The following is a 17,159-nucleotide window of genomic DNA, read 5'->3' as shown; positions in this document are numbered from 1 at the left end:
GGCGAAGCTCAGCCAGCGAACAGGGGCAAGATGCCATCCAAGCCTACAAAATTCAAGGCGACGTCGGCTTGCGCCCGCACAATCGGCTTGGCGCGGAAAGCGACCGACATGCCGGAGATGCCCATCATCTTCAGGTCGTTGGCGCCGTCCCCCATGACGATCGCCTGCGACGGCGGGATGCCCAGTCCGGCGCAGACCCTTTCCACCGTCGCCTTCTTTTCGTCGGCGTCGACGATGCCGCCGATTACCTTGCCGGTCAGCTTGCCGTCGACGATCTCCAGCTGGTTGGAATGGGTGTAATCGAGGCCGAGGCGGGTTTTCATGCGGTCGGTGAAGAAGGTGAAGCCTCCGGAGACCAGCAGCGTCTTCAGCCCGGCGGCCTGCACCGCCTTGAGCATGGCGTCCGCGCCGGGAGAAAGCGCCAGGCGTTCGTCATAGACCCGTTGCAGCGCGCCGGCATCGAGGCCCTTGAGCAGCGCCACGCGGCGGGTCAGGCTTTCGCGGAACTCCAGTTCGCCGCGCATCGCCGCCTCGGTGATTTCCGCCACCTGCGGCTTGAGTCCCTGCATGTCCGCTATCTCATCGATGCATTCGATGGTGATCAGGGTGGAGTCCATGTCCATCGCCACCAGGCCGAAATCGCGCAGGCGCAGGTCTTCGCGCACGAAGGTATAGTCGAGCCGCCCCGCGTAGGCTTCGGCTTCGACCGCGGCCCTGGTGGCGTCGGTGCGCTCGGCGCCCGCGCAGCGGAAGGCAGTGTCGCTCAGGCGCGTAATCTGCCGGCTGCCGGCGAGGCTGGCGATGCGCTCGATGGCGCCGGTGTCGGGCGCGAGGCCCTGGAGAATCAGGTTCATGAGACGGATGATAGTAGGGAAAGGGTTGCGCCGGCGTCAGCCCACCAGCGAGCGGATGGTCGACTTGACCTGGGACACGCGCGCGGCAAGGTCGGGCATGCTGGCGGTGATGCGCAGCTTGTCCTGGCCGTTCAGCTTGATGTGCCGGTTCTTCTGGACCAGCTCGATGATGCGCATCGCGTCGATCGGCGGATTCGGCTGGAACTGCAGCACCGCCGATTCGGCGTGGGCATCGATCTTCACGATGCCGACCGGCACGGCGGCCAGCCGCAGTCGATGGGTCTCGATCAGGGCGCGGGCGGCGTCGGGCATCTTGCCGAAGCGGTCGATGAGTTCTTCCTGCAGGTCGTCGATGTCGCCCTGGCTCTTGCAGTTGGCCAGCCGCTTGTACAGTGACAGGCGTTCATGCACGTCGCCGCAATAGTCTTGCGGCAGCAGCGCCGGCACGTGCAGGTTGATCTCGGTGGTGGTCGAGAGCGGCGCGGCGAGGTCGGGCTCCTTGCCGTTCTTGAGCGAGCGCACCGCTTCGTTGAGCATGTCGGAGTAAAGCTGGAAGCCGATTTCCAGCATCTCGCCCGACTGGTTCTCGCCCAGCACTTCGCCCGCGCCGCGGATCTCCAGGTCGTGCATAGCGAGGTAGAAGCCGCTGCCCAGCTCTTCCATCTGCTGGATTGCCTCGAGGCGGCGCTGGGCCTGCTTGGTCAGGCTCTGGATGTCATGGACCAGCAGGTAGGCATAGGCCTGGTGGTGCGAGCGCCCGACGCGGCCGCGGAGCTGGTGCAGCTGCGCGAGGCCGAACTTGTCGGCGCGGTGCATGATGATGGTGTTGGCGGTCGGCACGTCGATGCCGGTCTCGATGATGGTGGTGCAGAGCAGGACGTTGAAGCGCTGCGAGACGAAGTCGCGCATGACCTTTTCCAGGTCGCGTTCATGCATCTGGCCATGCGCCACCGCGATGCGGGCTTCCGGCAGAAGTTCTTCCAGCTTCGCCTTGCGGTTCTCGATGGTCTCGACTTCATTGTGCAGGAAATACACCTGGCCGCCGCGCTTCAGTTCGCGCAGGCAGGCTTCGCGGATCACCGAGTCATCCTCGCGGCGAACGAAGGTCTTGATGGCGAGGCGCTTCTGCGGCGCGGTGGCGATCACGGAAAAATCGCGCAGGCCTTCGAGCGCCATCCCCAGCGTGCGCGGGATCGGCGTGGCGGTCAGGGTGAGCACGTCGACCTCGGCGCGCAGTGCCTTGAGCGCTTCCTTCTGGCGCACGCCGAAGCGGTGCTCCTCGTCGATGATGACCAGGCCCAGCCGCTGGAACTTCACTTCGTTCGACAGCAGCTTGTGCGTTCCGATCACGATGTCGATGGTGCCGTCGCCGATGCCCTTGATGGCGGCGGTGACTTCCTTGCCGGTGCGGAAGCGGGACAGCTCGGCGATCTTGACCGGCCAGTTGGCGAAGCGGTCGGTGAAGGTTTGCGCATGCTGCTCGGCCAGCAGCGTGGTCGGCGCGAGGATCGCCACCTGCTTGCCGCCCATGACGGCGACAAAGGCCGCGCGCAGCGCCACCTCGGTCTTGCCGAAGCCGACGTCGCCGCAGATCAGTCGGTCCATGGGCTTGCCGCTGGTCATGTCCTTGATGACGGCATGGATCGCCGCGCTCTGGTCGGCGGTTTCCTCGAAGCCGAAGCTCTCCGCGAAGGCCTCGTAGTCGCGCGCGGAATACTGGAAGGCGTGGCCCTGGCGGGCGGCTCGGCGGGCATAGAGGTTGAGCAGTTCGGCGGCGGTGTCGCGGATCTGTTGCGCCGCCTTCTTCTTGGCCTTTTCCCACTGGCCCGAACCCAGGGTATGCAGGGGCGCGTCTTCCGGCGACGCGCCGGAATAGCGCGAGATCACGTGCAGCTGCGAGACCGGCACGTAGAGCTTGGTGTCCTTGGCGTATTCGAGGTGCAGGAACTCGGTTTCGCCTTCGCCGAGGTCCATGCTGATCAGGCCCATGTAGCGGCCGATGCCATGGTTCACGTGCACCACCGGATCGCCCACCTTGAGCTCGGACAGGTCGCGCACCATCGACTCGACCTGCGTCGCCGCTTCCTGCTTGCGGCGGCCGGCGCGGCGGCCGCTGCCGGCATACAGTTCGGTCTCGGTGATGAAGGCGATGCCGCCGTCGGGCGCGTCGAGCTCGAAGCCGGCGTGCAGCGGCGCGACGCCCAGCATCAGTTTCGCGTCGGACGTCAGGAAGTCGGCAAAGCTGTCGCACAGCGCCGGATGCAGGTCGAATTCGCCGAAATACTGCTGCAGGGTTTCGCGGCGGCCATTGCTTTCGGCGCACAGCAGCACGCGGCGGCCGGCCTGCAGCAGGTAGGACCGCAGGTTCGTCAGCGGATCATCCACGCGGCGGTTGACCGCGATGTTCGGGATGGGCGCCGACACTTCCGACGCCGCGTCATCGGGGTGCAGCGTCCAGCGCGCGTAGGGCTTGGCCAGCGTGAAGAAATCCTGGTCGGTCAGGAAGATGCGCTCGGGCGGCAGCAGGGGACGCTCGCGGTCCGCCTTGAGGAATTTGTAGCGAGACTGGGTGTCGCCCCAGAAGCGCCTGATCGCGCCCTCGATGTCGCCCGCCATCGCCAGCATGGTGTCGTCGGGCAAGTACTGGAACAGGGTGGCGGTCTCTTCGAAGAACAGCGGCAGGTAGTACTCGATGCCCGCCGACGCGATGCCGTTGCCGATGTCCTTGTAGATCGACGAGCGCGACGGGTCGCCCTCGAACTCCTCGCGCCACCGGCTGCGGAAGGCGGTGCGCGCGGCTTCGTCCATGGGAAACTCGCGGCCGGGCAGCAGCCGCACCTCGCGCACCGGGTAGAGCGAGCGCTGGGTGTCGGCATCGAAGGTGCGGATGGTTTCGATGGTGTCGCCGAACAGGTCGAGGCGGTAAGGAAGCGCCGACCCCATCGGGAACAGGTCGATGAGTCCGCCGCGCACCGAGTATTCGCCCGGCGACATGACCTGGGTGACGTGGCTGTAGCCGGCCAGCGTGAGCTGGGCCTTGAGCGCCGCTTCGTCGAGGCGTTCGCCCTGGGCGAAGAAGAAGGTATAGGCCGCGAGGAAGGACGGCGGCGCCATGCGAAGCAAGGCGGTGGTGGCCGGCACGATCATGACGTCGCACTGGCCGTTGCGGATCTCGTGCAGCGTGGCGAGGCGTTCCGACACCAGGTCCTGGTGCGGAGAAAACGCGTCGTAGGGCAGGGTTTCCCAGTCCGGCAGGACGTGGCAGCGGAGTTCGGTGTTGTCGGCCGCCCCGAACCACGGGATCTCGGCCCGCAGGCGCTGGGCATCGGTGGCGTTGGCCACGACCACGGCCAGCATGCGCTGCTGGCGCTTCAGTTCGACGGCGGCCTGGGCGAGCGCGTACGAATCCGCCGAGCCATGCACCGCGGGCAACGCGAAACGGTTGCCGGGCTTGGGAAGAGATTTTTTGAAATCGAACGCCATCGGGTGACGAAATCCGGAACTGGTATGGTGTGGCTGGGAAGACGAAGCGCCGGCGGCCATGCTGCGTGGAACGCCGGCGCCCGGCTATGCGAAAATAGACCGAAATTATAACCGAGCATCAAATCACCTGATTTGGCACCCGTTGCCGCCAATGATTCCAACCCCGATGAAGACTGACCGCCACGTCGCCCTCATTCCCGCCGCCGGCGTCGGCGCGCGCATGGGCGCCTCCTGCCCGAAACAATACCTGCCGCTCGCGGGCAAGCCCATGCTGGCGCATGTCCTGCTCGCGTTCGCCTCGTCTGCCGAGATCGACCACGTGTACCTGGTCGTGAGCGCGGAGGACGGTTTCATCGACGGCATGATGGCTGACTGGCCGGCGCTGGCCGGGCGCGTCAGCGTGCTGCGCCAAGGCGGGGACACGCGGCACCAGTCGGTGCTCAACGGCCTGAACGCCCTGCAGGACCAGCTTGCCGAGACCGACTGGGTGCTGGTGCATGATGCGGCGCGCCCGGGCCTGGACACCGGCCTGATTTCCCGTCTCGTCGCAGCCTTGCGCGATGACCCGGTGGGTGGCTTGCTGGCCTTGCCGGTGGTCGATACCCTCAAGCGCGCCACCGTGGACGGCCGCGTCGGCGCCACCGTGCCGCGCGAGGCGATGTGGTCGGCACAAACTCCCCAGATGTTCCGCTATGGCCTGCTGCGCAAGGCCTTGTCCGAGGCGGCGGCCGTCACCGACGAGGCCAGCGCGATCGAGGCGCTCGGCTTGCAGCCCCGGCTCGTCGAAGGCAGTCCCCGTAACTTCAAGGTCACCTTGCCGCACGATATCGCCCTGGCCGAACTGCACTTGAAAGAAACGACATGACCATTCCCTTCCGCATCGGACAAGGCTACGACTGCCACGCGCTGGTGCCCGGACGCAAGCTGGTGCTTGGCGGCGTCGCCATTCCCCACGCCGCCGGCTTGCTCGGCCATTCGGATGCCGATGCCTTGCTGCATGCAATCACCGACGCCATCCTCGGCGCCGCCGGACTCGGCGACATCGGCCGGCATTTTCCGGACACCGACCCGCGCTTCGCCGGCGCAGATTCTCGCGTGCTGCTGAGGGAGGCCTGCCGGCGTGTCGGCGAGGCCGGCTACGCCATCGGCAACATCGACGCCACCATCATCGCGCAGGCGCCGAAGATGGCGCCGCACATTCCCCGCATGGTGGAGCATGTCGCGGCGGATCTGGGCATTGATGCGGATCGCGTCAACATCAAGGCGAAGACGAATGAAAGACTGGGATGGGAAGGACGGGAAGAGGGGATTGCCGCGCAGGCGATCGCGCTGGTGGTGAAGCGCTAGATGTCATTCCCGCGACGGCGGGAATCCAATTTCGGTCATGCGGAGTGTCTCAAAAGCGCAATGGGATCCCCGCCTTCGCGGGGATGACAACTGGCAGGATCAGCCCCCGCCAATGCCTTGCGTGATCTTTCCGCTGCCTTCGCAGGTCGGGCATTCCTGGCCGCCTCGGATGCCGGTGCCGCTGCAATCCGGGCAGAGGTCCTCGCCGGTGCCGGGCGTGCCGGCCATTGCTTCGTCGCCCGGCTTCAGGTGCGGCTGGCCCGCTCCTGGCGCGTCCTGGCGCGTGTCTTGTCCTTGTGTACCGCTCATGCTTCCTCCTTCGGATCGTTGCCAATGCCGCCGCGGGGAGGCGTGCTCGTCCCGCGTGCGGTCACGTCAGAGGTAGATTGAACGGCATGCCGGAAGTTCAAGCCAGCGGGACTTCCAGCGGCAGGATGATGCGGATGCGCAAGCCGCCGCCGTCGCGGTTGCTCAGCTTGAGCTGGCCATGATGGCGCTTGACGATGCGGTCGACGATGGCCAGGCCCAGCCCGGAGCCGTTGGCCTGTCCGCGGGCGATGTCCATGCGCGTGAAGGGACGAAGCAGGCGTTCCATTTCTTGTTCGGGGACGCCGGGTCCGCGGTCGGCGACATCAATGACCGCCTTGCCCTGGTCGATCCTGCCTTCGAGGGTGACCTGGGTGATGTCCTCGCCGGGTGTCTTGGCATAGCGCCGCGCATTTTCGATGAGGTTGTTGATGACCCGCTTCAGGTCGGTGGCGTTGCCGGGCACGCTGATGCCGCGCGCGACCTCGCCATCCATCTTGACGTCCGGCAGGCGCTCGGCCTCGTGGCGGCAATCGTCGAGCAGGCCGGTCAGGTCCACGGCCACGAAATTCGACTTGTCGGTGGGTTTCGCGTACTCCAGGAATTGCCCGATGATGGCATCCATCTGGGCCAGGTCGGATTGCATGCCGGAACGGGCGTCGTCGCTCAGCTGGGCGAGCTCGAGTTCCAGTTGCATCCGGGCAAGCGGCGTGCGCAGGTCGTGGGAGATGCCGGCGAGAATGACGGCGCGGTCGGATTCCACGCGGCTCAGGTCGGCCACCATCTGGTTGAAGCTGCGGTTCGCCTCGCGGATCTCGGTCGGGCCGCGTTCCGGCAATGGCGCCGGCTTCTGGCCCTTGGCAATGGCGCGCGTGGCGCTCGTCAGGCGGGACAGCGGCTGGTTGATCAGCCGGGAGATGAACACAGCGCCCAGCAGCGACAGCAGCAGGGTCATCGTGCCCCAGCCCAGCCACTGGATGGTCGGCACATGCTCGATCCTTTCGCGGTCGAGGCGCAGCCAGTATTGGTCTTCGTCGATCTTGAAGCTGACCCAGAAGCCCGCGACATCGTTCACCTTGCCCGCGAACTTCGTGTCGCCGCCGAAACGCGCCTTGACGTCCTCTTCCATGATCGTCAGCAGGCTGGTATCGGACAGGGGTTCCGTAGCGTCGCTGTTCTCGCGCGGATAGATGCGGATGCCTTCGTTGCTGGCAAGGTCGAACAGCAGTTCGCGCCGCAGGTCGGGCGCGGAGTGGGTGAGGGCGGCACGCGTGACGGTGACGATGGAAATCACCTGGGCCGCCAGTTGGTGGGCGCGCGGCTCGCGCTCCACCATGCGCAGGCTGGCGGTCCAGGCGCCGAGGCTGGCGGTGATTGTAAAGGCGAGCAGGAAGAAGGTCCGCCAGAACAGCCCGCTCTTGAGCCAGTTGAGGCGTTTTCTAAGCTTGCGCATCAGCCGTGAGGAAAGCGTTGCCCTGGATTAGCGGGGTTGCCCTTCTGGGATGAAGACATAACCCAAGCCCCATACCGTCTGGATGTAGATCGGGTTGGACGGGTCCGGCTCGATCAGCTTGCGCAGGCGGGAAATCTGCACGTCGAGGCTGCGGTCGAATACCTCGTATTCCCGGCCGCGCGCCAGTTCCATGAGTTTCTCGCGCGAAAGCGGCTGGCGTGCATGCCGAGCAAAAACTTTCAGCACGGAAAACTCGCCGGTCGTGAGGGAAATGCTTTCACCGCTCTTGCGCAAGGTACGCGTGCCGAGGTCGAGCACGAAGTCCCCGAACGAGAATGTCTGCGGCGTCTCGGAAGGCGCGCCGGGAATTTCGTCGGGACCCTTTCTGCGCAGCACCGCATTGATGCGTGCGACCAGTTCGCGTGGATTGAAGGGCTTGGGAAGATAGTCATCCGCCCCCATCTCAAGACCAACGATGCGATCGACGTCTTCGCCCTTGGCGGTGAGCATGATGATGGGAGTCTGGTCTCCGGCGCCGCGCAGGCGGCGGCAGATGGACAGGCCATCCTCGCCGGGCAGCATCAGGTCGAGCACCAGCAGGTCGTAGCGCTCGCGGATCCAGAGCTTGTTCATGGCCTGGGCGTTTTCCGCGGTCACGACATTGAAACCTTGCTCCGCGAGATAGCGGCGAAGCAGGTCGCGCAGGCGGACGTCGTCGTCGACGACAAGGATCTTGGCCGAGTGGCCGGCGTCGGCTTTGGTGGAGCCGGGAGCGGGGGAATGTGGAGTAATCATGGCGCTATGGTAACGTCAGAAGCGAAAGGCTTCATGAGCATGACGAAATGCATTACAGAATGTTACACACTTTACCTTGTACAGGTTACCGCGTCGCACCACGCGGAATACACTGCATTCATGGCTGGTGTACCGGGTAAGAAAACTCACTCAGGGCGACAGCTTAACGCCTTTTTTCTCCCGGTCACAACACAACTTCGCAGCACTTCGGAAAGCGCGATTCCAATACGGTAATTTGAGATGCGGCCTATTCATTATTGTCTGTCCTTGATCCTGCTGTGCGGCGCGTGCGCCTCGCACGCGGGGCCGCTCGGCCAGCGTCTCGAAGGCTGGGGCTGGAACACCTTCCGGCTTCGCAGCATCGCCATCGACCGCAGCGACAAGGCCGGCGAACAGCCGATGCCGCGCGCCGGAGAGCATCGCAAGGACCAGTACTCCGTGTTCCCGGAATCGAGCGGATCGAGTGGCGGCAACGGCCAGGACAACAGTACCACGGCAAGCGAAGGCAACCGCCGGCCCAACCGCAGCATGTCGCCGGAAGAGCGGCGCGCGTTGCGCCGGCAGATCGACGAAGCCGGGCACGACATCTACACGCCGAAACGCTGATCCTTCAGCAATAGTTTCCATTATCGCTTCCTTACGGCAAGCTCCATCGTCAGTTTCACGAACTGGTGGTAGAGCTCGCCGATTTCCCCGTTCCATTGCCTGACTTCATGTTCCTGCCGCCTGACCGTGGCGAGGTCGCCGCGCGCGATCGGCCCGGTCAACGCTTGTGCCGGACCGAGCCGGAACACGTTGTCCACCGTGCCGCGTACCAGCGATTCCATCATTGCCAGCGCCGTGTCCGGCGGCACGCCCGATCGGCCATAGGCCTGTACCGCCACGTCCAGCAAGGTAACGAGATAGTTGCAGGCAAAGACGGCGGCCGAGTGGTACACCAGTTTGTGCTCCGCCTGGATGGCCACCATGCGCGCACCGAGCGCCTCGAACCCCGAGGACAGGGTCTCCAAGGCGCCGGTATCGCCTTCGATGCCGCACCACGCGCCTTCCAGCGATGCCAGTTCCTGCGCGTCCGCGAAGCTGCGGATCGGATGCACGCTTGCCGTCAGCGCGCCCCTGTCCCTGGCACTGGCCAGCGCATGGGAGGAAAGCGCACCGCTGCAGTGAAAGACGATCGGCTTGCCTTGCGGTCCCGCATCGAGAAGGCCGGTGCGCGCAAGCGATTGGCAGCAGGTTTCGATGGCATCGTCGGCGACGGCCAGCAGCCAGCACTGCGCCGGCGCCATGTCGCCGAGGCTGGCGGCGGCGCGGCCGCCTCCGATGGCCAAGACCGCCTGCTGGCTGCTGTCGAGGGAGCGGTTCAATACGTCGCCCACGCAGAACACCTGGCGTTCCTGCCATAGCCGCGCAAGCGTTCGGCCAACCTTGCCGGCGCCAATAATGTTCAGGGTCGGCAGCGTCGTCATCCCGATTGCCCCGATGCCTCGCCGGACGCTGCCTTTGCCGGGCGATTGTGCTCGCGCTTGCCGGCGCGCCATTCCTGTTCGAGCAACGAAAAGCAGTTCAAGTCGTAGAATCTGCCGCCCCAGAATGCCTGCTCGCGATGCATGCCTTCGAAACGGAATCCCAGCCTTTCGAGCAGGGCGATCGAGGCCAGGTTGTCGGGGTGGGTTTCGGCCTGTATGCGATGCACCATCATCATGTTGAAACCGAAATCCAGGATTACCTCCAGCGCTTCGCGCATGTAGCCTTGTCCCTGGCAATCCCTGGCGATCTCATAGCCGGTGACGCAGTTGTGCCAGCTCTTGTTCCAGCGGAACAGGCCGCAGGTGCCGATCAGGCGCTTGTCTTCCTTGCGTTCAAGGGCCCAGCGGTATCCCGTGCCGGCGGTGAACCAGCCGGCGAACAGTTCGGCGAGCTGCTGCCCTTGCGCCTCATCCACCAAGGGATCGACGCCATACCAGCGCATCCATTCGGCATCGGAGTGAATCGCGAACAGCGCCGGCCCGTCGGCGGGAGTCAGGGCGCGCAGGCGCAGCCGCGGACTGCGCAAGATGGGGAAGTGCTTGTTCATGGCGGGCACGGTTCCGGTTCAGGCGGCGAACCGCACGGCAGGCCCGGTCGCATGGTAGGGCCCCTCGGTCGGATGCAAGGCGTCCCTGACCATGCCGCGCTCGCGGAACAGCGGATGGGCAACGGCTTCGTCGGCGCGCAGTACCGGCGTGACGCAGCAGTCGGCCTGCGCGAAACGATCGGTCCAGGCGGCCATGGTGGCGGTGGCGAAGATGGCGTCGAGTTCCGCCTTGACGGCGCGGGCGTCCGCTCCGCCGACCTCCTGTCCGAGGCTCCAGTGGCGGGCCTGCAGGTCCGGCCTGCCGAGCACCGCGCAGCATTGCTCCCAGAACTTGAGTTCGAGCGCGCCCACCGCCATGAAGCGGCCGTCGCTGGTGCGGTAGACGTTGTAGCAGGGGACGCCGCCGGTGAGCAGATCCTTGCCGGGCGCGGCCGGCCTGCCATCATTGTTGACCGCCACCAGCGGCATGATGTTGTGGGCGAATACCGCGTCGGTCATCGAGACGTCGACGAAGCGCCCCGGGCGTCCCATCTTGACCGCGACCAGCGCCGCGAGCATGCCCTGGACGGCGGCTTGCGCGCCACCGAGCAGGTCGCCCACCTGCAGGTTGGACAGGGCGGGCGTGCCGTCCGGCCCGACGTTCTGCTCGAGCATGCCGGCGAGTCCGACGTAATTGATGTCGTGGCCGGCGAGTCGGGCGAATGGCCCGTCCTGCCCATACCCGGAAATGGCGCACATCACGAGGGACGGATTACGCTGCTTGAGCACCTCCCAGCCCAGGCCGAGCTTGTCCATGACTCCGGGGCGGAAGCTTTCGACGACGACGTCCGCCTTCTCGACCATGGCAAGGAATTCCGCGCGCGCGGCCGGGTCCTTCAGGTCCATGCGCAGGAAGGTCTTGCCGCGATTGACCGCGACGAAGAACTGCGACACTTCCCGGCGCACCGGACCCATGGTCCGGGCATAGTCGCCCGGCCCGGGGTCTTCGATCTTGATGATTTCCGCGCCCATGTCGGCAAGATGCAGCGTGGCCACGGGCCCGGGGAGCAGGCGGGTCAGGTCCAGCACGCGGATGCCGGCGAGAGGACGGTCGACGGTGTCGTTCATGTCTGCGGGAATGAGGGAAATGATGGTCATCTTAGCATCAGCCCGTGCAGACTTGCTCTATCGGCAGGACATGATTTCCCTCGGGAACGATGGTCAGGCAAGGATCCGTTCCAGCGCCTCCTGCTGGTCCAGCCATTCGCTTTCGAGCTGCTCGAGTTCCTTTGCAACGTAGGCCTGGTCGAGGATGAGCTTCTTGAGGCTTTCCTTGTTCGCCTCGTCGTAGATGGTCGGATCGGACAGGCTGGCCGCAATGCCATCCTTTTGCGCATTCAGCTTGGCCATCTGGTCCTCGATCCGCTTGATGCGTGATTCGATCGGTTTCTTCAACGCAGACAGGCGCTGCCTTTCTTCGGCCTCGACGCGCTTGCGTTCTTGCCGATCCTCGCGGCTCGGCGCGGCCTCGGTCGCAGCGCCCGGGGAGGAAGATGACGATGATGACGCGGCATCGGACGCCGCCGCCCGGCCTTGCGTACCGTTGCTTTCCGCCTTGCCGAGCTTGGTCTTGAACAGCGAGTCCTTGTAGTCGTCGAGGTCGCCGTCGAAAGCTTGCAGCTTGCCATCGGCGACGATCATGAACTGGTCGGTGGTGGCGCGCAGCAGATGCCGGTCGTGCGAGACGAGCACCAGCGTGCCTTCGAACTGCGCCAGCGCCATGGTGAGGGCTTCGCGGGTTTCGAGGTCGAGGTGGTTGGTAGGCTCGTCCAGAAGCAGCAGGTTGGGGCGCTGCCAGACGATCAGCGCCAGCGCGAGGCGGGCCTTCTCGCCGCCGGAGAAAGGCGCGATCTTGCTGGTCACCATGTCGCCCGGAAAATTGAAGCCGCCGAGGAAATTGCGCAGTTCCTGCTCGCGCGTGGTCGGCGCGAGCCTTGTCAGGTGCCACAGCGGAGACTCATCGTGGCGAAGCATCTCGACCTGGTGCTGGGCAAAATAGCCGATTGCGAGTCCCTTGCCGAGGCGCGCGACGCCATCGAGCGGCGCGAGGTCGCCGGCGATCGTCTTGACCAGGGTGGACTTGCCGGCGCCGTTCACGCCAAGCAGGCCGATGCGCTGGCCGGTCTGCAAGGAAAAATTGATGCCGGATACGATGATCTTGATGGCGGTGTCGTCGCCGTCGTCGTCATTGCCGTCGAGGCGGTAGCCGGCTTTCACATCCTCCATCACCAGCAAGGGATTGGGCGCGCTCAACGGTTCGCGGAACTCAAAGGAAAATTCCGCCGCCGCGCGCAGCGGCGCGAGCTCTTCCATCTTGGCGAGCATCTTCATGCGGCTCTGCGCCTGGCGCGCCTTGGTGGCCTTGGCCTTGAAGCGGTCGATGAAGGATTGCAGGTGGGCGCGCTGGCGCACCTGCTTCTCGAAGGCGGCCTGCGTCAGGGCCATCTGGGCCGCGCGCTGGCGCTCGAAGGCCGAGTAATTGCCGCTGTAGCGCTTGAGCTTGCGTTCATCGATATGCACGATCACGTTCACCACGCCGTCGAGGAAATCGCGGTCGTGGGAAATGATGACCAGCGTGCCGGAGTAGCGCTTGAGCCAGTCTTCCAGCCAGATGATGGCGTCGAGGTCGAGGTGGTTGGTCGGTTCGTCGAGCAGCAGCAGGTCGGAGGGGCACATCAGTGCCTGCGCGAGGTTGAGTCGCATGCGCCAGCCGCCGGAAAAGCTCGCCACCGGCCATTGCATCTGTTCGATGGAAAAGCCGAGGCCGGTCAGCAACTGCTCGGCGCGGGAGCGGACGGTGTAGGCGTCGGCATCGGCCAGCGCCGCATGGAGCTCGCCGATGCGGTTGCCATTGGCGGCATGGTCGGGATGGGCCTCGAGGTCGGCGAGTTCGGCTTCGAGGACGCGCAAGCCGGCGTCGCCGTCGATCGCATACTCGATTGCCGGCCGGTCGAGGGCAGGGGTTTCCTGGGCCACGTGGGCCACGCGCCACTTGGCGGGGAAATCCACCTCGCCGAGGTCGGCATGCAATTCGCCGCGCAACATCGCGAACAGGCTGGATTTGCCCGCGCCGTTGGCGCCGATGAGGCCGATCTTTTCGCCGGGATTGAGGGTGACATCGGCATCCTCCAGGAGCGGCTTGACGCCGCGCGCGAGGGTCACGTGCTGCAAACGGATCATGCTGGCATCAAGCTTTCAACTGGTCGGCGGTAACGAGGAACACCATGTCGTCGCCGGCGCTGGTGGACATCCAGGTAAGTTCGAGGTCGGGGAAGGCGGCCTCGGTGAACGGCCGCTCGTTGCCGACTTCGACCACCAGGATGCCGTCGTCGGTGAGCCGCTCGGCCGCGCCGGCCATGATGCGCCGCACGAGATCCATGCCGTCGTCTCCCCCGGCGAGGGCGATCTGCGGTTCGTGCAGGTATTCCTTCGGCAGGCGGCTCATCGAGCCTGAATTCACGTAGGGCGGATTGGTGACGATCAGGTCGTATTTCTTCGGCGGCACGCGCGAGTAGAGATCGGACTCGATCAGCGTGATGCGGTCCTGCAGGTCGTAGTCGTCGACGTTGCGCTGCGCGACGGCAAGGGCGTCGCGCGAGATATCCACCGCATCGACCTCGGCGTTGGCGAACGCGTCGGCCAGCATGATGGGCAGGCAGCCGGAGCCGGTGCAGAGTTCGAGGATGCGCGTTACCGCGTCGGGATCCTCGATCCAGGGCGAGAAGCGGTCTGGAACGAGTTCGGCGATGAAAGAGCGGGGAACGATCACGCGCTCGTCGACATAGAAGCGGTAGTTGCCGAGCCAGGCCTCATTGGTGAGATAGGCGGCCGGCACGCGCTCGACGGTGCGGCGCTCGATCACCTTGAGCACCGCAGCGGTCTCGTCGGGCAGGAGCCGCGCATCGAGGAAAGGATCGAGCTTGTCGAGCGGCAGCTTCAGCGTGTGCAGGATGAGATAGGCGGCTTCGTCGAAGGCATTGCTGTTGCCGTGGCCGAAGAACAGGCCCGCGGTATTGAAGCAGGTCGTGGCGTAGCGCAGCAGGTCGCGCACGGTGGAAAAATCGGAAGGAGTCATGTTGCCTTACAGCGGGTGAGTTACAGCAAGAGGTTTTCCAGCGCGCGCCGGTAAATGTTTTTCAGCGGATCGATGTGTCGCAGTTCGATGTGCTCGTCGATCTTGTGGATGCTGGCGTTCGGCGGGCCGAACTCGACGACCTGCGGGCAGATGCGGGCGATGAAGCGTCCGTCCGAGGTCCCGCCGGTGGTCGACAGTTCGGCGTCCACCCCGGTTTCCGCCTTGATCGCGGCCTGCATCGCGTCGCAGAGCGCGCCCTTGGGCGTGAGGAAGGGATAGCCGCTGATGGTCCATTTCAGGCTGTAGTCGAGCTTGTGCCTGTCGAGGATGGCGTGCACGCGCTGCTGCAGCCCTTCCGCGGTGCTCGCGGTGGAGAAACGGAAGTTGAAGTCGATCACCGCCTCGCCGGGAATGACGTTGGACGCGCCGGTGCCGGCATGGATGTTCGAGATCTGCCAGGACGTCGGCGAATAGTAATCGTTGCCATGGTCCCAGACTTCCGCGACGAGCTCGGCCAGGGCGGGCGCCGCCATGTGGACCGGGTTCCTGGCCATCTGCGGATAGGCGATGTGGCCTTGCACGCCCTTGACCGTGAGCTTGCCGGACATGCTGCCGCGCCGGCCGTTCTTGATGGTGTCGCCCAGCGCGTCGCCGGACGTGGGTTCGCCGACGATGCAGTAGTCGAGCTGTTCGCCGCGTTCCTTGAGCGCATTGCAGACGATGACCGTGCCGTCAGTCGCCGGTCCTTCTTCATCGCTGGTGATGAGAAAGCCGATGGATCCCTGGTGGCCGGGATGGGCCTGCACGAATTCTTCAGTCGCGACGACCATGGCGGCGATCGAGGTCTTCATGTCGGCCGCGCCGCGGCCGTATAGCTTGCCGTCGCGATGGCTGGGAACGAAGGGGTCGGAGGTCCATTGTTCGCGCGGGCCGGTGGGCACGACGTCGGTATGGCCGGCGAAGACGACCAGTGGCTGCGCGGTGCCGCGGCGCGCCCAGAGGTTGGTCACGCCGCCCTGGGCGATGGTTTCGCAATGGAAGCCGAGTGGGGCCAGCAGTTCGACCAGCTTTTCCTGGCAGCCCTTGTCTTCCGGCGTCACCGAGGACAGGGCGATCAGTTCTTCGGTCAGCGCAAGTGTCTTGCTCATGGAGTTATCGATCGAAAATCTGTTGATAGAGGTCGGGGCTGAAGCCGACATGGGTTTTGTTGCCGGGCACGGCGAGCACCGGGCGCTTCACCACTGAAGGGTTGGCAAGCACGAGTTCGGCGGCCGCGGCGGCGTCGGTAACCGCTGCCTTGCGCGCATCGTCGAGGCCGCGCCAGGTGGTGCCCTTGCGGTTCACCAGCACGTCCCAGGCCACGTCGCGCAGCCAGGCATCCACCAGTTCGCGCTGCAGGCCGGCCTTCTTGAAATCATGGAAAACGTAGGCGATGCCCTGGCTGTCCAGCCAGGCACGGGCCTTCTTGACGGTGTCGCAGTTGGGAATGCCGTAGAGGGTGATCGTTGTCATGCTGTGCGGGTGTTGCGGCGTGCTGCCGCGTCAGACGTTGAGGGTGAATTCGGTGAAGGTCGGGCCGTCGTCCCTGACCGGTTCCGGTTCGGGAAGCGAAGCGCCGGCCCTGCCGCTTGCATTGCCATCGTTGTTGAGCAGCCAGTAGAGGTTGGTCGGCGAATCCGCATTCGCCAGCGCTTCCTCCTGCGTGATCACGCCGTCATTGATCAATTGCAGCAAGGCTTGCTCGAAGGTTTGCGAGCCGGGCGACAGGCTCTTCTCGAGCGCTTCCTTGATCTGCGAAATCTGGCCCTGCTCGACGAGTTCCGCGACGTGGCGGGTATTGAGCAGGACTTCGACGGCGGCGCGCCGCCCGCCGTCGATGGCGGGAATCAGGCGCTGGGAAACGATGGCCTTGATGGTGACAGCGAGGTCGCCCAGCAGCGAGGGCCGCGTGTCGAGCGGATAGAAGTTGATGATGCGGGTCAGCGCCTGGTAGCTGTTGTTCGCATGCAGGGTCGCGACCACGAGGTGGCCGGACTGGGCGTAGGCGAGGGCGTTGCCCATGGATTCCTTGTCGCGGATCTCGCCGATGAGGATGCAGTCCGGCGCCTGGCGCAAGGCGTTCTTCAGGGCGATGTCCATGCTGTTCGCATCGGAGCCGATCTCGCGCTGGTTGACGATGGATTTCTTGTTGGTGAACAGGTATTCCACCGGGTCTTCCAGCGTCAGGATGTGTCCGGAGCGGCTGGCGTTGCGGTGGTCGAGCATAGAGGCGATGGTGGTCGACTTGCCCGATCCTGTGGAGCCGACCACCAGGATGAGCCCGCGCTTTTCCATGATGATGTCGGCCAGCACCGGCGGCACGTTCAGGTCGGCGAGGCGCGGAATGTCCGCCGGAATGAAGCGGAAGACCGCCGACAGTGTACCGCGCTGCCGGAAGGCCGAGAGGCGGAAGCTGCCGGTGCCTGCGACCGGAATGCCGAGGTTGAGTTCGTTGCTGGCTTCGAGTTCAGCGAGGCGTTCCGGCGCCACCACTTCCGCCAGCAGCGTCTTGATGGTCGCGTTGTCCATCTTCTGCTGGTTGACGGGCAGCATGTGGCCGTTGATCTTGACGTGGATGGGCGAACCCACCGACATGAAAAGGTCCGATGCCTTCTTTTCCTTCATCAGCGCGAACAAGCGGTCCATGGCCATGGCGGTCTCCGGTGAGGCGGTTAGACTGGTGATGCGCCCGCC

Annotated in this window: 16 protein-coding genes; 3 read left to right on the top strand and 13 right to left on the bottom strand. The window is 65.1% G+C overall.

Annotation, left to right across the window (positions count from 1 at the left end):
* Positions 1-8: 8 nt before the first annotated feature.
* Complete coding sequence (gene serB, locus G3574_RS01795; protein WP_163960278.1) at positions 9-854, bottom strand: phosphoserine phosphatase SerB; 846 nt, start codon at positions 852-854, stop codon at positions 9-11.
* 36 nt (positions 855-890) lie between these two features.
* Positions 891-4,337 (bottom strand): transcription-repair coupling factor, encoded by a 3,447-nt coding sequence (gene mfd / locus G3574_RS01790; protein ID WP_163960276.1) that lies wholly within the window; start codon positions 4,335-4,337, stop codon positions 891-893.
* Between the two features lie 166 nt (positions 4,338-4,503).
* Here mfd and ispD point away from each other — a divergent pair, with 166 nt between their 5' ends.
* Positions 4,504-5,202 (top strand): 2-C-methyl-D-erythritol 4-phosphate cytidylyltransferase, encoded by a 699-nt coding sequence (gene ispD / locus G3574_RS01785; protein ID WP_163960273.1) that lies wholly within the window; start codon positions 4,504-4,506, stop codon positions 5,200-5,202.
* Entirely contained in the window at positions 5,199-5,684 is a 486-nt protein-coding gene (gene ispF / locus G3574_RS01780) for a 2-C-methyl-D-erythritol 2,4-cyclodiphosphate synthase (RefSeq protein ID WP_163960272.1), read from the top strand. Before ispD ends, ispF begins: the two co-directional genes overlap by 4 nt.
* A 99-nt stretch (positions 5,685-5,783) precedes the next feature.
* On the opposite strand, the gene G3574_RS01775 is transcribed toward ispF, so the two are convergent.
* The 3 genes from G3574_RS01775 to ompR all read right to left on the bottom strand — a co-directional run bounded on the left by G3574_RS01775 (position 5,784) and on the right by ompR (position 8,238).
* Positions 5,784-5,993: a hypothetical protein gene (locus G3574_RS01775; RefSeq protein WP_163960050.1), complete on the bottom strand. Its 210-nt coding sequence runs from the start codon at positions 5,991-5,993 to the stop codon at positions 5,784-5,786.
* Between the two features lie 97 nt (positions 5,994-6,090).
* Positions 6,091-7,443, bottom strand: a complete 1,353-nt coding sequence (locus tag G3574_RS01770; RefSeq protein WP_163960270.1) for a sensor histidine kinase — start codon at positions 7,441-7,443, stop codon at positions 6,091-6,093.
* A gap of 27 nt (positions 7,444-7,470) precedes the next feature.
* On the bottom strand, positions 7,471-8,238 hold the full coding sequence (gene ompR, locus G3574_RS01765) for an osmolarity response regulator transcription factor OmpR (RefSeq protein ID WP_163960268.1): 768 nt from the start codon (positions 8,236-8,238) through the stop codon (positions 7,471-7,473).
* Positions 8,239-8,505: 267 nt separating this feature from the next.
* On the opposite strand from ompR, the gene G3574_RS01760 reads away from it, so the two are divergent.
* The gene (locus G3574_RS01760; protein WP_163960049.1) at positions 8,506-8,844 is read left to right on the top strand and encodes a hypothetical protein; all 339 of its coding nucleotides are present in this window, start codon (positions 8,506-8,508) and stop codon (positions 8,842-8,844) included.
* Between the two features lie 20 nt (positions 8,845-8,864).
* On the opposite strand, the gene G3574_RS01755 is transcribed toward G3574_RS01760, so the two are convergent.
* The 8 genes from G3574_RS01755 to G3574_RS01720 all read right to left on the bottom strand — a co-directional run bounded on the left by G3574_RS01755 (position 8,865) and on the right by G3574_RS01720 (position 17,117).
* Positions 8,865-9,704 (bottom strand): Rossmann-like and DUF2520 domain-containing protein, encoded by an 840-nt coding sequence (locus G3574_RS01755; RefSeq protein ID WP_163960266.1) that lies wholly within the window; start codon positions 9,702-9,704, stop codon positions 8,865-8,867.
* Positions 9,701-10,312, bottom strand: coding sequence for a GNAT family N-acetyltransferase (locus tag G3574_RS01750; protein ID WP_163960264.1), 612 nt, complete (start codon positions 10,310-10,312; stop codon positions 9,701-9,703). Before G3574_RS01750 ends, G3574_RS01755 begins: the two co-directional genes overlap by 4 nt.
* A gap of 18 nt (positions 10,313-10,330) precedes the next feature.
* A complete protein-coding gene (locus tag G3574_RS01745; RefSeq protein WP_235952888.1) occupies positions 10,331-11,449 on the bottom strand; it encodes a CaiB/BaiF CoA transferase family protein in 1,119 nt (372 codons plus the stop codon).
* Positions 11,450-11,512: 63 nt separating this feature from the next.
* Positions 11,513-13,531, bottom strand: a complete 2,019-nt coding sequence (locus G3574_RS01740; RefSeq protein WP_163960262.1) for an ATP-binding cassette domain-containing protein — start codon at positions 13,529-13,531, stop codon at positions 11,513-11,515.
* A gap of 7 nt (positions 13,532-13,538) precedes the next feature.
* Entirely contained in the window at positions 13,539-14,426 is an 888-nt protein-coding gene (gene prmB / locus G3574_RS01735) for a 50S ribosomal protein L3 N(5)-glutamine methyltransferase (RefSeq protein ID WP_163960260.1), read from the bottom strand.
* A gap of 20 nt (positions 14,427-14,446) precedes the next feature.
* Positions 14,447-15,574 carry a succinyl-diaminopimelate desuccinylase gene (gene dapE / locus G3574_RS01730; protein WP_163960258.1) on the bottom strand — a complete coding sequence of 376 codons (1,128 nt, stop codon included), beginning with the start codon at positions 15,572-15,574 and terminating at the stop codon, positions 14,447-14,449.
* A gap of 4 nt (positions 15,575-15,578) precedes the next feature.
* A complete protein-coding gene (locus G3574_RS01725; protein WP_163960256.1) occupies positions 15,579-15,938 on the bottom strand; it encodes an ArsC family reductase in 360 nt (119 codons plus the stop codon).
* A gap of 30 nt (positions 15,939-15,968) precedes the next feature.
* Entirely contained in the window at positions 15,969-17,117 is a 1,149-nt protein-coding gene (locus G3574_RS01720; RefSeq protein ID WP_163960254.1) for a PilT/PilU family type 4a pilus ATPase, read from the bottom strand.
* Positions 17,118-17,159: the final 42 nt, after the last annotated feature.

Source organism: Noviherbaspirillum galbum, from assembly GCF_010974945.1.
In the GTDB taxonomy this organism is placed as follows: domain Bacteria; phylum Pseudomonadota; class Gammaproteobacteria; order Burkholderiales; family Burkholderiaceae_D; genus Noviherbaspirillum; species Noviherbaspirillum galbum.
The sequence above is the reverse complement of the archived record's forward strand: the minus strand, read 5'-3'. Positions and strand labels throughout refer to the sequence as shown.